Annotated in this window: 19 protein-coding genes; 8 read left to right on the top strand and 11 right to left on the bottom strand. The window is 63.4% G+C overall.

Annotated features, from left to right (window positions below; translation table 11 throughout):
• Both prs and QZ213_RS14235 read right to left on the bottom strand, forming a co-directional pair.
• Nucleotides 1–319, bottom strand: a 319-nt coding sequence (gene prs / locus QZ213_RS14240) for a ribose-phosphate diphosphokinase (protein ID WP_291686719.1), incomplete at its 3' end; no start/stop codon positions are given.
• A 164-nt stretch (nt 320–483) separates the two neighbouring features.
• The gene (locus QZ213_RS14235; protein ID WP_291686718.1) at nt 484–1,113 is read right to left on the bottom strand and encodes a hypothetical protein; all 630 of its coding nucleotides are present in this window, start codon (nt 1,111–1,113) and stop codon (nt 484–486) included.
• 241 nt (nt 1,114–1,354) lie between these two features.
• On the opposite strand from QZ213_RS14235, the gene QZ213_RS14230 reads away from it, so the two are divergent.
• A complete protein-coding gene (locus QZ213_RS14230; RefSeq protein WP_291686717.1) occupies nt 1,355–1,549 on the top strand; it encodes a hypothetical protein in 195 nt (64 codons plus the stop codon).
• A 431-nt stretch (nt 1,550–1,980) separates the two neighbouring features.
• Here QZ213_RS14230 and pgeF read toward each other — a convergent pair whose 3' ends face one another.
• From pgeF to QZ213_RS14210, 4 genes are read right to left on the bottom strand one after another with little or no spacing between them, the layout of a single operon-like run.
• Entirely contained in the window at nt 1,981–2,748 is a 768-nt protein-coding gene (pgeF, locus tag QZ213_RS14225) for a peptidoglycan editing factor PgeF (RefSeq protein WP_291686716.1), read from the bottom strand.
• Nucleotides 2,745–3,872, bottom strand: a complete 1,128-nt coding sequence (locus tag QZ213_RS14220; protein WP_291686715.1) for an SAM-dependent methyltransferase — start codon at nt 3,870–3,872, stop codon at nt 2,745–2,747. The genes pgeF and QZ213_RS14220 overlap by 4 nt, the downstream gene beginning before the upstream one ends.
• Complete coding sequence (gene lgt / locus QZ213_RS14215; RefSeq protein WP_291686714.1) at nt 3,869–4,723, bottom strand: prolipoprotein diacylglyceryl transferase; 855 nt, start codon at nt 4,721–4,723, stop codon at nt 3,869–3,871. Before lgt ends, QZ213_RS14220 begins: the two co-directional genes overlap by 4 nt.
• A gap of 9 nt (nt 4,724–4,732) precedes the next feature.
• A complete protein-coding gene (locus tag QZ213_RS14210; protein WP_291686713.1) occupies nt 4,733–5,467 on the bottom strand; it encodes a dienelactone hydrolase family protein in 735 nt (244 codons plus the stop codon).
• Between the two features lie 189 nt (nt 5,468–5,656).
• Here QZ213_RS14210 and QZ213_RS14205 point away from each other — a divergent pair, with 189 nt between their 5' ends.
• From QZ213_RS14205 to ychF, 4 genes are all read left to right on the top strand, one after another.
• Nucleotides 5,657–5,935 (top strand): accessory factor UbiK family protein, encoded by a 279-nt coding sequence (locus tag QZ213_RS14205; protein WP_291686712.1) that lies wholly within the window; start codon nt 5,657–5,659, stop codon nt 5,933–5,935.
• Nucleotides 5,936–6,201: 266 nt separating this feature from the next.
• A complete protein-coding gene (locus tag QZ213_RS14200) occupies nt 6,202–6,975 on the top strand; it encodes a 50S ribosomal protein L25/general stress protein Ctc (protein ID WP_291686711.1) in 774 nt (257 codons plus the stop codon).
• A gap of 21 nt (nt 6,976–6,996) precedes the next feature.
• Nucleotides 6,997–7,602 (top strand): aminoacyl-tRNA hydrolase, encoded by a 606-nt coding sequence (pth, locus tag QZ213_RS14195; RefSeq protein WP_291686710.1) that lies wholly within the window; start codon nt 6,997–6,999, stop codon nt 7,600–7,602.
• A 39-nt stretch (nt 7,603–7,641) separates the two neighbouring features.
• Nucleotides 7,642–8,739 carry a redox-regulated ATPase YchF gene (ychF, locus tag QZ213_RS14190; RefSeq protein WP_291686709.1) on the top strand — a complete coding sequence of 366 codons (1,098 nt, stop codon included), beginning with the start codon at nt 7,642–7,644 and terminating at the stop codon, nt 8,737–8,739.
• On the opposite strand, the gene QZ213_RS14185 is transcribed toward ychF, so the two are convergent.
• Complete coding sequence (locus QZ213_RS14185; RefSeq protein WP_291686708.1) at nt 8,736–9,029, bottom strand: DUF4282 domain-containing protein; 294 nt, start codon at nt 9,027–9,029, stop codon at nt 8,736–8,738. The genes ychF and QZ213_RS14185 overlap by 4 nt on opposite strands.
• A 210-nt stretch (nt 9,030–9,239) precedes the next feature.
• Here QZ213_RS14185 and QZ213_RS14180 point away from each other — a divergent pair, with 210 nt between their 5' ends.
• From QZ213_RS14180 to QZ213_RS14170, 3 genes are all read left to right on the top strand, one after another.
• Nucleotides 9,240–9,707: a MaoC family dehydratase gene (locus QZ213_RS14180; protein WP_291686707.1), complete on the top strand. Its 468-nt coding sequence runs from the start codon at nt 9,240–9,242 to the stop codon at nt 9,705–9,707.
• The gene (locus QZ213_RS14175) at nt 9,707–10,189 is read left to right on the top strand and encodes a MaoC family dehydratase (protein WP_291686706.1); all 483 of its coding nucleotides are present in this window, start codon (nt 9,707–9,709) and stop codon (nt 10,187–10,189) included. The genes QZ213_RS14180 and QZ213_RS14175 overlap by 1 nt, the downstream gene beginning before the upstream one ends.
• 205 nt (nt 10,190–10,394) lie before the next feature.
• Nucleotides 10,395–10,538, top strand: coding sequence for a hypothetical protein (locus QZ213_RS14170; RefSeq protein WP_291686705.1), 144 nt, complete (start codon nt 10,395–10,397; stop codon nt 10,536–10,538).
• A gap of 62 nt (nt 10,539–10,600) precedes the next feature.
• Here QZ213_RS14170 and QZ213_RS14165 read toward each other — a convergent pair whose 3' ends face one another.
• The 4 genes from QZ213_RS14165 to QZ213_RS14150 form a co-directional block, all read right to left on the bottom strand.
• On the bottom strand, nt 10,601–10,738 hold the full coding sequence (locus tag QZ213_RS14165; RefSeq protein ID WP_291686704.1) for a hypothetical protein: 138 nt from the start codon (nt 10,736–10,738) through the stop codon (nt 10,601–10,603).
• A 199-nt stretch (nt 10,739–10,937) separates the two neighbouring features.
• Complete coding sequence (locus QZ213_RS14160) at nt 10,938–11,369, bottom strand: hypothetical protein (RefSeq protein WP_291686703.1); 432 nt, start codon at nt 11,367–11,369, stop codon at nt 10,938–10,940.
• Nucleotides 11,370–11,528: 159 nt separating this feature from the next.
• Complete coding sequence (locus QZ213_RS14155) at nt 11,529–12,395, bottom strand: hypothetical protein (RefSeq protein WP_291686702.1); 867 nt, start codon at nt 12,393–12,395, stop codon at nt 11,529–11,531.
• A 213-nt stretch (nt 12,396–12,608) separates the two neighbouring features.
• On the bottom strand, nt 12,609–13,049 hold the full coding sequence (locus QZ213_RS14150; protein ID WP_291686701.1) for a nuclear transport factor 2 family protein: 441 nt from the start codon (nt 13,047–13,049) through the stop codon (nt 12,609–12,611).
• Nucleotides 13,050–13,369: the final 320 nt, after the last annotated feature.

Below are 13,369 nucleotides of genomic sequence, written 5' to 3'. Positions count from 1 at the left end.
AGCCGGATTTGCGATCCTGCCGGGCATAGCCGAAATAGGGCACCACCGCGGTGATGCGGCGCGCGGAGGCCCGGCGCAGCGCATCGGTGATGATCAGCAGCTCCATCAGATGGTCGTTGGCCGGAAACGACGTCGACTGGATGATATACACGTCAGAGCCGCGGACGTTTTCCTGGATCTCGACGAAGATTTCCATGTCGGCGAAGCGCCGGACCACGGCCTTGGTCAGCGGCAAATGAAGTCCATCGGCGATGGCCTGCGCCAGAGCGGGATTGGAATTGCCGGCGACGAGCTTGATGGAGCCATTCTTGGCCGACATCGTTGCTTCTCCCCGCGCCTTGCTGGAGACAATATTCAGCATATCGGGATACCCACGAAACCGGCAATGGCTTGACGGCGTGGTGATATCAAGGAGTTAGCTCGGCTGGCAACCCATAGGCCCGGTTTTCCCGGGCAAAAATGGCAGATATGCCGACGATTTGGCTAATGTTCGCTGTAGCCGAGCGCGCCGACGCTGAATTCGCCGGATGCGGGCGCGTCCGCGCTGGCGACCGCGGGGCCGCGCTTGTCCAGGGCCGGGGCGGGCGAGGGGGTATCCGCGGGTCCGGCTCCGCCGATCATGGCGCCGAGACCGCTGAAGCCCGCCTGCGCGATCTTGCGCAACACCAGATCGTCGGCCGCCACCCAGGCGTCGCGCCCGGCCTTGCCGGCCTGCTCCTCGCCGGAAAGCCGCAGCGCGCGGTGCTGGTCGCGGTCATAGACGTCCCAGACCCAGGCGATCACGGTGCGGCCATGATTGACCTGGGCGGAGAGGTAGCTGCGCACGCGGTAGGACGCGGCGCCTTCGCGGGAGACGATCGAGAGACTGCGCAGCTTGGATTCGCTGTCCAGCACGCCGACCATGCGGTCGAACACCGGCGGCGGCGGGCCGTCGATCGATTCGAAAGTGACGGTGGCGCTCGCGCCGGTGCTGGCCATGGCAAACGAGTCGCTCACCACGCCGCTGCCGGCGCAACCGCCGAGGCCGCAGGCGATCGCGAGCAGAATGGCGGCTGCTGCCGCGCGTGGCGCGGTCCGGCTGGCGAGGCGCAGGATGGCGATGGTGTCCCTCATCGTCCCGAGCGATATCGTTAAAATGTGTTAAGGTCTAGGGCGGTCCGTGGTCACAATTCGACAAGGGTAAATGCCCGATCCAGTCCCGGCAATCCGGTGCCGGCAATGCCGTTCCGGCCCGAATTGTTTGAATTGTCCTGGATATCCCGGGGGCAGTGGCCGATGCGCCCGTTCGTTCGGCCGGCCACGGGGCGAGCGGCTCCTGCCGGAACCGTTTCTGCTGTCGGCGACTTGGTAACGCATGCCGACGCTTGAAACGACCGATCCCAAACTGGCGAGACGCTGCCGCTATGCTCAACATCGCGGCAAGAAAGCGACGTTGACGATCAGCGGGTCGCTGGTCACGGGGCTGGTGCATGCGGTGATGCAGGTCAAGTCCAGCAATCCGACGCGCTGGATCATCACGGTCGGTGCGAAGCAGGGCATGGCAGCCTGACCGATATCGAATCCCCCGCGGTGACGCGCCCGTTGCCTACCTGCCGAACGCTGCATTCGCGACCATCACCTCGTGAACGTGGTCGCATTTGGGGCACTCAAACGTGCGGAAGTCGAAACCCGCGCGTGCGGGCGTGATGCGAGCGAGCATCATGTGAGCATGGCAGATAGGGCAATCGGGGCGATCGATTTGAACGTTGAAATGGGCGAGCAGGGATTGAGATTCCGGCATGATGCTTCCCCTAAAGGAGGCGGGAGCGCAACACTCTCTCTGTCACCGGTAATGTGCCTGATGAAGTAACGGTGATGGGAGCCAGCGTTGATCATCTGGTTCCGAATTCGCTGATCCATATTGATCGGTTCTTGCTGAAAAGCAGAACTTGCCGAACGTCGCCTTGCCGCGGCGGCCGGCATTTTCGATAAATTGATTTGCTATTCGCGTGCCAGCGCGATGGCGTGAACGTGGCGGCCGTAGTCCGGCTCCTTCCGGTGCACCGAGCGGCGGTAGCTGTAAAAACGTTCGTCGGAATAGGTGTCGACGCCGATGTCGTCGATCATCAAAACCCCTGCGTTTTCCAGCCGCATCCGGATGAAGCCGGCGAGATCGAACATCGCATGACCTTCGCGCGAGCCGGGAAGAAAGAACACGGCGTTCCCGGTATCCGCCTCGATGAAGCGTTCGATGAATTCGTCGCCGACTTCATAGGAGTGCTGGCGGATCAGCGGGCCGATCGCCGCGACGATGCGGCTGCGTTCGGCGCCGAGTTCTTCCATGGCCTCGATGGTGGATTCCAGAACGCCCGTCAGCGCGCCCTTCCAGCCGGCATGCGCAGCGCCGATCACGCGCAGGTTCGGATCGACGAACAGGATCGGCCCGCAGTCCGCCGCGGTGATGCCGATGGCGAGCCCTTCGGCCCGCGTGACGATGGCGTCGGCCCGCGGCCGTTCGCCCGGCCAGGGACCCGTGGCCAACACCGCATCGGGCGAATGGATCTGCCACGCGCTGAGAAAATTCTCAGGGGAGACGCCCATCTGTTCCGCCATCCGGCGGCGATTTTCCGCGACATTGCCGGGATCGTCGTTGGAGCCGAGGCCGCCATTCAGGCTGCCGTAGAAGCCGCCGGACACGCCGCCGTCGCGGGTGAAGAACGCATGGCGCAGGCCGGGGATGGCCGAGAGCAGCGGCGAAGCGAGCGTCATGGCGTTTCGTCCCCGGCGTCCGGCGTCTCCTCGGCAAATCCCGCCAGCGAGGCAAGGTGGGGTTCGGAGACCGCGAGCACCTTGAACATCGATCCCATGCCGCCGCGGCCGCCGCCGATCAGCCGCTTCAGCGCGGCGGAAATATCCTCGGAAACCTCGTGGCCGGCCTTACCCATCAGGGTCACCGCGCGGGTTTCGATGCCGAGCCGCTTGAGGAATTCGCCCTGCGTCACCGGCCCATGGACCCGCGCGCCGATATCCTCGGCGGCGCGCGCCAGCGCCTCGAAATCGACATGGGCAGTTACGTCGGCCTGACCTGGACTTTTCAGCGGATCGGCGAAGCTGTGCCGCGCGATGGCCTGAAAGGTATCGCCGGCGTCGCTGCGGACGTGGCCGTAGTCGATGATCAGCGCCGCGCCGTCCTGATCGCGCACGCGGCTCGCGATCTTCATGATCTCGGCGTCCGGCCGCCACTCGAACACGGCGCCCAGTGGAGCCGCGCGCACCAGCGGCGGCAACAGCACCTCGAAGCGCGGGGTCGGCTCGTCGGCAGCGCCGAACACCAGCTTGCCGCCGGCGTCGATATCGACGGTGCGCTCGTGCCAGCCGGTCTCGCGCCTCACCACCTGGTGGATCGGCAGCACGTCGAAATATTCATTGGCGAAGATGACCGCGGGACCGTCGGGGATGTCGTCGATGGCTTCATGCCAGGCGACATTGCGCGCCCCCGACAGCATCGACTTCTGCTTTTCGCGCAGCACTGGATTGATCTCGACCAGATGGATGCTGAGCGCCTGGTACAGCGGCGGCAAGACCCGCAGCGCGCGCAGCGCGTCCGCCATCATGGTGCCGCGTCCGGGTCCGAGTTCGATCAGCCGCAGCAGTGGCGGCGAGCCGATCGCCTTCCAGACCGAGGCCGCCCACAGCCCCAGCAACTCGCCGAACATCTGGCTCACTTCGGGCGCGGTGGTGAAATCGCCCTCGCGTCCCAGCGGATCGCGCGAGATGTAATAGCCGAATTGCGGATGCGTCAGGCACAGCTCCATGTAGCGCCAGACCGGCATCGGCCCGGACGTCTTGATCAGCCTCTTGATCTCGGATTGCAGCGGCGAATATTCGGTCACGGCCTGCTTTCGGCGGGGATCTGTTGGCGCTTCGGCGATTTGCGGCGCCATGCCAGCACAATAATGACGGCGCCAGCAACTACCATCGGCACCGACAACAGCATACCCATGGTCAGCCCGCCCCACAAAAATCCGAGCTGCGGGTCGGGCTCCCGGAAGAATTCACCGGTGATGCGAGCGAGCCCGTAAAGAGCGATGAAACTGCCGAGGATCAGCCCGGGCCGCTTCAAGGCGCCGAAACGGATCATCACGGCCAGCACCGTGAACAGCACGATCCCCTCGAGTCCGGCCTCGTATAGCTGGCTGGGATGACGCGGCAGCGGCCCTCCGTTGGGAAATACCATTGCCCAGGGCACGCTGGAGTCGGCCGGCCGGCCCCACAATTCGCTGTTGATGAAATTGGCGATCCGCCCGAGAAAAAGCCCGATCGGCCCGACCGCGGTGGTGATGTCGCCGAGCGACAGGATCGGGATATCGTGCTTGCGGCAAAACAGGATCACCGCGGCGACGCAGCCGAGGAAGCCGCCGTGGAACGACATGCCGCCCTTCCAAAGCTCGAAGATCTCGGCCGGATGCGCGGTGAAGAACGGCAGGTTGTAGAACAACACGTAACCGGTGCGGCCGCCGAGGATGATGCCGAGCGTGACCCAGAGAATGAAATCGTCCATCTGCGGCAATGTGATCGGCGCCGGTCCGCCCCACAGCCGCTCGTTCTTGATCAGCGAGCGCGCGTAGAGCCAGCCCAGCACGATGCCGCCGATATAGGCCAGCGCATACCAGCGGATCGCGAGCGGCCCGATTGCAATCGCAATCGGGTCGAATACCGGAAAGGTGATCGTGAGAAAGGGCATCGCGCCGGTCTATTTGGAGAGGTTGCGGCGATAGAGCGCCAGCAGCCGCTCCCAATGTCGCTCGGCGGCGTCGCGATGATAGACCGGCCGCTTCGGAAACGCGAAGCCGTGATGGGTGCCGGGATAGATCTCGACCTCGGCATTGGCGCCCTTCATCGATGCCGTGACTTTGTCGATGATCTCCTGCGGCGCGTAGATGTCGGTTTCGGCGCAGCCGAAATAGAGTTCGGCCTTGGTCTTGCTCGCGGCCAGGTGCGGGCTGTCAGATTGGTCGGTGGCCAGATGCGTGCCGTAGATCGAGGCCGCGGCCTTGACCCGGTCCGGAAAATGCGTCGCCGCGTTGATGGCATATCGTCCGCTCATGCAATATCCGACCGTGCCGACGATCTTCGCGTTCGCGGCCGCCTGCTTGTCGGCATACGCGAGCAGTGCGGTGGTGTCCTCCATCACAAGGGGAATATTGATGGAGTTCATGTAGCCGAACATCCGCTTGCGCTCGGGCGCTTCCGGGTCCGGCGGTATCGGGCCCAATTCCATCACGCCGGACCGGTAATACATATTCGGCAGCATCACGTAATAGCCCGAAGTCGCGAGCCGGCGCGCCATGTCGCGCAGTTCCTCGCGGATCGCCGGCGCGTCCATGTAGAAGATGATGACGGGAAATGGCCCACCGCGCTCGGGGTGGGTGATGAACGTGGTGGTGTGGCCGTCCTTGGTGGGGATTTCGATCTGCTGGTCGATCATGGGGCGTCTCTGCTCGGTCTTCGGTTTCGCGTTTTTTTTGGCTCTGGCATTGATACGATTGCAAGGAAACCAAGACATGACAAGGCGACAGGCCGTGTCAGGCGATGAGATCAGCCTTGAACTGCGCCACCTGGATCGCCATTGTCTGATGGAACAGCCACTGCGCATCGAAGCGGAGATCGACCAGAGATGACCCAGACCAACAATCGGTTTTTCGACGAGATCGGGCGTTTGATGAATGACGCCGCCGGCGCCGCCCAGGGCGTCAAGCGCGAGGTCGATGCGGTGGTCCGCAATCAGGCCGAAAAGATCCTGCGCGACCTCGACATCGTCAAGCGCGAGGAATTCGAGGCGGTCAAGGACATGGCACGGCTCGCGCGCGAGGAAAACGAGGCGCTGAAGGCCCGCATCGCGGTGCTGGAAGCCAAGCTCGGTATCTCGCCCGCGGCGCCGACATCGGCCGTCTGAAGACGGACGAATAGGCATCCGTCAGGTTTCATGAGAATCCATCCGAAGGGCGTGGATTACGGGGTCGAGCCTGGCAATAACGGGCTTTTTGGGGTCCTGAGCCGCTCAAAACCCTCACAAAAATCCCCGCATTTCCTTGTCATTTCGGGACTTTGGGGCTAGAACGCCGCCACGTCCGCAGCCCCCGCACCCCTGGAGGCTTGCTGTGGAGTGCAACCGGGCCGCGATGCGGCCTTTAACTTTTTAGAAAACAAGGACTTAGAGAGATGGCGACCGTCAAGGAATTGAAGGCGACCGCACGTCCGAAGAGCGGCAAGGGGGCCGCCCGGGCAGAGCGTCGCGCCGGGAGAGTGCCCGGAGTGATTTATGGCAACAACCAGCCCCCCGTGACCATTTCGGTCGACGACACCGAACTGCGCCAGCGCATCCTGGCCGGCCGGTTCCTCACCACGATTTACGACATCGATCTCGAAGGCAAGAAGCACCGCGTGATTCCGCGCGACTTCCATCTCGATGCGGTGCGCGATTTCCCGATCCATGTCGATTTCATGCGGCTCGGTGAAGGCGCCACCATCCGCGTCAGCGTTCCCCTGCACATCCAGAACGCCGAAGCGGCGCCCGGCGTGAAGCGCGGCGGCACCGTCAATATCGTCACCCATACCATCGACCTGGAATGTTCGGTCGACAACATTCCGCAATATGTCGAGGCCGACGTCGGCGGGCTGGAAATCAGCCACTCGCTGCATCTGTCCGACATCAAGCTGCCGGCCGGCGTGAAGTCGCTGTCGCGTGAAGACGTGACGCTCGTGACCATCGTGCCGCCGTCGGGCTACGCCGAAGAAATCAAGGCGGCCGCGGCTGCTGCGGCTGCCGGTACGGCGGCTGTGGCTGCACCCGGTGCCGCTCCGGCGGCTGGCGCTGCTGCCGCTGCCCCTGCGGCAGGATCTGCTCCGGCGGCCGGCGCGAAAGCGCCCGCGGCTGGCGCGAAGGCTCCGGCGGCCGGCGCCAAGCCTGCCGGCGGTGGCGACAAGAAGAAGTAATCGAGCGCGGGATGCCGCGTCATGCGACTCATTGTTGGCCTCGGCAATCCCGGCGCGAAATACGCGCATAACCGGCACAATATCGGCTTCATGGCCGTCGATGAAATTGCGCGGCGTCATGGTTTCGCACCATGGCGCCGCCGCTTTCAGGGTGAGACGTCGGAAGGCACTCTCGAGCGCGAACGCGTCGTCCTGCTCAAGCCCACGACCTTCATGAACGATTCCGGCCGCGCGGTTCAGGAAGCCGCGAACTTCTTCAAGCTTGCTGCGGGCGAGATCACCGTGTTCCAGGATGAGCTCGAACTGCCGGCGGCCAAGGTGCGCGTCAAGGTCGGCGGCGGCATTGCCGGCCACAACGGCCTGCGCTCGATCTCTTCGCATATCGGCAATGACTATCGCCGGGTGCGGCTGGGGATCGGCCATCCCGGCATCAAGGACCTGGTGCACAGCTACGTGCTGGCCGATTTCGCCAAGAGCGACCGCCCCTGGGTCGAGGCGCTCTGCGAAGCGGTCGCCGACAATGCCGGGCTGCTCGCCATCGACCGGGATTCGACGTTCCAGAACAAGGTGCATCTGGCGATGCAGGCCAAGGGATTTTTTGACAAGGAAGATGGCGGCGCTGCGTAACGCGTTTCCGGTCGCGACGAACAGGTTTCAGGACACATCATGGGATTCAAATGCGGTATCGTCGGGTTGCCCAATGTCGGCAAGTCGACGCTTTTCAACGCCTTGACCGAGACGGCGGCGGCGCAAGCGGCGAATTATCCGTTCTGCACCATCGAGCCGAATGTCGGCGAGGTTGCGGTGCCCGATCCCAGGCTCGACAAATTGGCGGAAATCGCCAAATCCGGCCAGATCATCCCCACGCGGCTGACCTTTGTGGATATCGCGGGGCTGGTACGCGGCGCCTCCAAGGGCGAGGGGCTCGGCAACCAGTTCCTCGCCACCATCCGCGAGGTCGACGCGGTGGCGCATGTGGTGCGCTGCTTTGAGGATTCCGACATCACCCATGTCGAAGGCAAGATCGCGCCGCTCGCCGATATCGAGACCATCGAGACCGAGCTGATGCTTGCCGACCTCGACAGCCTCGAGAAGCGCGTCGACAATTTGACAAAAAAGGCAAAGGGCAACGACAAGGAGGCCAAGGAGCAGCTCGACCTCGTCAACCGTGCGCTGGTGCTCTTGCGCGAGGGCAGGCCGGCACGGTTTCTCGAGCGCAAGCCCGAAGAGGAACGCGCCTTCAGCATGCTGGGCCTCCTGACCTCAAAGCCCGTGCTGTACGTCTGCAATGTCGAGGAAGCCTCGGCCGCCAAGGGCAACAAGTTTTCAGAAGCGGTGGCCGACTACGCCAAGAAGGAAGGCGCGGTCGCGGTAACCATCTCCGCCAAGATCGAATCGGAGATCGCGACGCTGTCGCGCGAGGAGCGAGCCGAATTCCTCGACACGCTGGGCCTGGAGGAAGCCGGGCTCGATCGCCTGATCCGCGCCGGCTATCAATTGCTCGACCTCATCACCTATTTCACGGTCGGGCCGAAGGAGGCGCGAGCCTGGACCATCCACCGCGGCACCAAGGCGCCGGCCGCCGCAGGCGTCATCCATACCGATTTCGAAAAGGGCTTTATCCGCGCCGAGACCATTGCCTATGCCGATTACGTCGCGCTCGGCGGCGAGGCCGGCGCGCGCGATGCCGGCAAGCTGCGGCTGGAAGGCAAGGAATATGTCGTCGCCGACGGCGACGTCTTGCATTTCAGGTTTAACAACTAGCGCATCTGGCCCTGGTCGCGGATGGCGCCGAGATGTTCGTTGATGCGAAACACGATCAAGACGAATTCGGCGGCGATGCGGGAAAACACCACCCCGACGACCACGCTGGCGATCGAGGATAGCAACAGGATGAAGCCGCCGAACGGGCTGATGGCCATCGCCGCCAGGCCGGAGAAGATGCCAGAGATGCCGAACAGCGTAATCAATGCGATGACCAGCCAGTAGAAGGTCTTTATGATGGTGGGCGTAATAAAGCGGTCCCACTGAAACAAATCCCGAAATTCAAACATCAGTCGTTCTCCCCCAGCAAGTCGAATACCAATCGTGTTGAAACCTGGCGTTGACGCACAGGGCCTAGGCCCGAACGTCGTCCCGGGCAAGATCGGGAACGAGCACCAAAGAGCGGCACCCGGCCGCGGAGCACGAGCCATGCGAGTAGGCCGGTTGAGATTGCTGCAAATAACGGCCACAATCGGGCTTCCTCGCCACAATCCCCCATCATGACACTGACCTTCGAAGATTTCCCGCCCGGCCATTTCGGCACATTCGGCCCGCGCCGCGTTACGCGCGAGGAGATCCTTGCCTTTGCCGCCGAGTTCGATCCGCAGCCGATGCATCTCGACGAAGAGGCGGCCTCGAAATCGATGCTGAAGGGCCTCTCGGCGTCGGGCTGGCATCTTTGTGCGATCACGATGCGGATGATGTTCGACGGCTACATCGGCCGCACCGCGTCGCTGGGCTCGCCCGGCGTCAACGAGTTGCGCTGGCTTGCGCCGCTTCGCCCCGGCGACGATCTCACACTCGATATCGAGGTGATGGAGGCGCGGGTTTCGCGCAGCCGCCCTGCGACCGGCATCATCACCTTCAAGGCGCTGGTCCGCAACGCAGCCGGACAACTGCTCTGCGAAATGGTGTCGCCGATCATCGTGGAGCGGCGCGCCGGCGCCGCGGCGGGGCAGGCCGGCTGATGCGCTTCTTTGAGGACATCGAGGTCGGGCAGCGCCGTGAACTGGGACCGTTCACCTTCACCGCCGATTCGATCAAGCGATTCGCCGCGCAATTCGACCCCCAGCGCTTCCATCTCGACGAAGAGGAAGGCCGGAAATCGCTGTTCGGCGGGCTCGCGGCCTCGGGTTGGCATGTCGGTTCCGTCTGCATGAAGCTGATGGTGGCCGACGGCCAGCGCCTGGCCCGGGAAGCCGTCGCGCGCGGCGAGAAGGTCGCGGTCTGGGGACCGTCGCCGGGCTTTCGCGAACTGCGCTGGATCAAGCCCGTGCTGGCCGGCGACACCATCCATTTCTTCAGCGAGGTCGAATCACTGCGGACGTCGGATTCGCGCCCCGAATGGGGGATCGTACAGGCCCGCAACACTGGAACCAATCAGCGAGGCGAACTGGTGTTTTCGTTTCTCGCCACTGCCTTCGTGCCGCGGCGGAACGCCGGCGCCTGATTCGGCGTCGCGGCGCCGGGCGGAACGATTTTCCCGCTAACGCATTTTGAACCTGTGCCGGTCATAGTGGCGCGCACGATCCGCCAAAGTGTAGGCGGTTTGGCGATAAGATCATGCGCTCTACTAATATTTAGAGCGCGATCGGACGCAAAACCGGGGCCACTTTTGCTGATCGCGCTCTGGGGACATTTCTGAGGGGACGACCATGGCAGACCGCGCCAGCTTGAAATTTGTCGGCTTTATCTTCGCCACCGTGACGCTGGTGGTGATGCTCACGACCGGGATGGTGGTGAAGGGCTATGCCGACGGCGCCTATTCGCTGGAAAGCGCGCCGGTCGCCAGCCGGTAAGTCAGGCTTCGGTAACCATAGCGCGAGATTGCGCCGCAAAGAATCGCCAGCCTTGCGGAAAATCAGCGGCTCCAGATCAGCGCCAGCACCACCACGGCCACGACCAACAGCCCGACAAACCGGATCATGATGGTTCCCATCCGGGGCGGGTCAGCCCGCATCGGGATGGGGTCGGTATTGTCCGGCCGAACGCTCTTCATCAAGATTGCCCCCAAGAGAATTTGCCGCCTGCGGCAGCGCCTGCTCTTGGTCGCAGCACCGGCCCGGCAAGTTCAAAGGGGTTCGGCCAAGGTCACGGTCATTCCGGGCCGATGCAAATCATCGAACTCCGATGCGCAATTGCACATCGGAGAATCTCGAGATTCCGGATATGGTCCTTCGGACCATTCCGCAACGATTTCAGCTGTTGCGGAGGCCGTCCGCGGCGCGCTTCCACTGCGCCACATTGTCGGCGATCATGCGGGTGGATTTCATCGCGGCCTGGCTGAGCTGGGCATAGCCGGAGATCTCGCGCTGGACGCGCTGGCCTTCGGCGTGCAAGAGGTCGCGCAGGGTTTCCAGTTCGGAGATCAGGTTCTCGATCTCGCCGAGCGATGTCCCGGCGACGCGCTGGATCAGCGAGTTGACGTTGTTGACGGTGGCCTCGGTGCTCGGCTCCAGAGGCAGAGGCGTCTCTCCGTTGGCAAGCGTGCCGGGAGCGCGGCGCAGATAGGCGATGTCGTTGCGGACGAAATCACGGATGCCGGCCTCGACTTCCGAAACCGCGGCGAGGTTGGAATCCTCTTCAGTCGATTCGATCGATTCAATTTTCTCAGAACGAATGGCAGTCATCGGCTGTTCCCCTGTTTCGCGTAGGCGATGCGAGTGTCCCCCGCACGACGAAAGTTGACGTGCCGCCATCAGGGCTGCCGATTTTGACCGGATCGGGGCCAATATGCGGCAATGCTCGATCTTTCCAGAGAAACGGGGAGAGCGGGCCGATATCGGCGCTCACCAGCTGCGCTTGAAGCCCGCAGTGAGGCTCTTGTTGGCGGCGCCCAGCGGCGTTTCGCCGATCGATCCGGTGATGCTGACGCCGTCGAACAATTTCTGTTCGGCGCCGATCTTGCGAAGCCATTTGTCGTCCGTGGAGGAAAGCGTCTGGCCGGCGATCAGGCTGGTACCGGTGTCGGCGATACTGAGCTTGGCCGATTGCTCGGTCTGGTAACTGCGCTCAGGCCGCGCCACGATGCCGGGCACCGGGACGATGCCCTGCTGGGTGACGTTGTAGCCGTTTTGCAGGGTCAGCGAATACTGATCGCTAAGCGGCAGCGACTTGCTCAGGGAGGTGCCGAGCCTGCTCTGCTCTTGCCCGGGATCGACGCGGGCTTCGACCGCCGTCTTGTCCCAGATCGATCCGACGCCGGGGGCGGTGATCGCGGCCCACGCGGTTCCCGTGGATTGCGGCGTGTTGCCGCCGTTGGCCACTTTTTCCGCGAGCAGCTCCGACATCGTCGAGGGCTGCCGCGCAACGGTCATATCGGCGCCGATTCTCGTGTCCCAGAACGGCGAAAGCGGCTGCTTCACCGAGACCGCGGCCGAGCCGTTGGCACTGTTCTTCGATGACCACGACATATCGCCGCCCGCTTCCGCTTGCGACGAACGCGCCTTCGAAACCGGCCGGGTGGCCAGGGTGGAGGCGTCGACGTTGAGCTGGCTCCAATCCAGTTGCAGGTCCTTGATGTCGGCGTCATCAGCATCGGGCGTGGCGGCGGATTCTGCCGCGGGGGCGGCCTGATCTTCCGGCCAAGGCGACGTTTGTGCGCTCGCCGGGAGCATAAGGGTCAAGCTGACGCCGGCCGCCAGAATCAGCAGCATCGCCCGGCCGTATCCTGGTGTGGAAATCATAACCCGCCCGCATTCCAAGTAGGGCGAGGATGCGTGCACATCGTCGCGAAATTGTGGCCGGGCATGGTTCGGTTCCACCGGACGAGTTGCAGGGAAGCACAAGCGTGCCCACCAATATGCGCGAACAGGAGAGGTGGGCACGGCGCTGGCGCGCCTTTGCATCCTACAAGCTCGCCATGACGATCAGGCGAACGACGATATCTTCGGCAGGTGGATCGGACGGCCCAGCGCCTGTTCCACCAGATCGAAGGTATCGACGAGAATGCGGATGCTGGCCAGCTTGCCGGCCTTGAACTGGGCGAAATGGGCGATCCGCAGCGAGATCGGCTTGTCGGAGTCGAGCGCCGTCAGCGAATAGCGCAACATCGATGCCGCGGAGTCCGCGCCCAGCATGATGGTCTCGCGGTCGAAGCGGCGCACCCGGATGTTGTCCGCGATTTGCCGGAGCACCTCCAGCACGGCGGCCTTGCCGCGGCGCGCGCCGAGGAACGGAAACATGTCGATCGGGCCATAGATCGCCCAATCGACATCGTCATCGATCAAGTCTTCGACTTCGTCGTGCCGGCGTTCATTGATGGCGCGATGCAACGCGCGTGAGAAACGCCAGAGGCAGTGCTCTGTCATGCTGTCTGCTTTCCGAATTGGATTTCCGAATCAGCAAACGGCCCTTACGGGCGTCATTCGCGACGCCCGGCCTGGATGCTGCACTTCATTGTTGAAGCCTGAAATAGAGTCATCCGGTCAAATTGCAAGGTTCAATATTGCATTGCACAAATGCGGGCCGGATTTTACACGTTTACGTGTCGTGGCGGCGCACCGGTTCGCTCTCGATGGCGATTTCGGCGTCGCGCACCGCGATGACGCCGAACAGCGCGGCGCCGCCGAGCCCGCCGATCGCAGCGCCCAGCGGCATGAAGGTGAAGAACACCAGCATGCCGCTGTAG

Source organism: Bradyrhizobium sp. (assembly GCF_017881085.1).
Classification (GTDB): domain Bacteria; phylum Pseudomonadota; class Alphaproteobacteria; order Rhizobiales; family Xanthobacteraceae; genus Bradyrhizobium.
The sequence above is the reverse complement of the archived record's forward strand: the minus strand, read 5'-3'. Positions and strand labels throughout refer to the sequence as shown.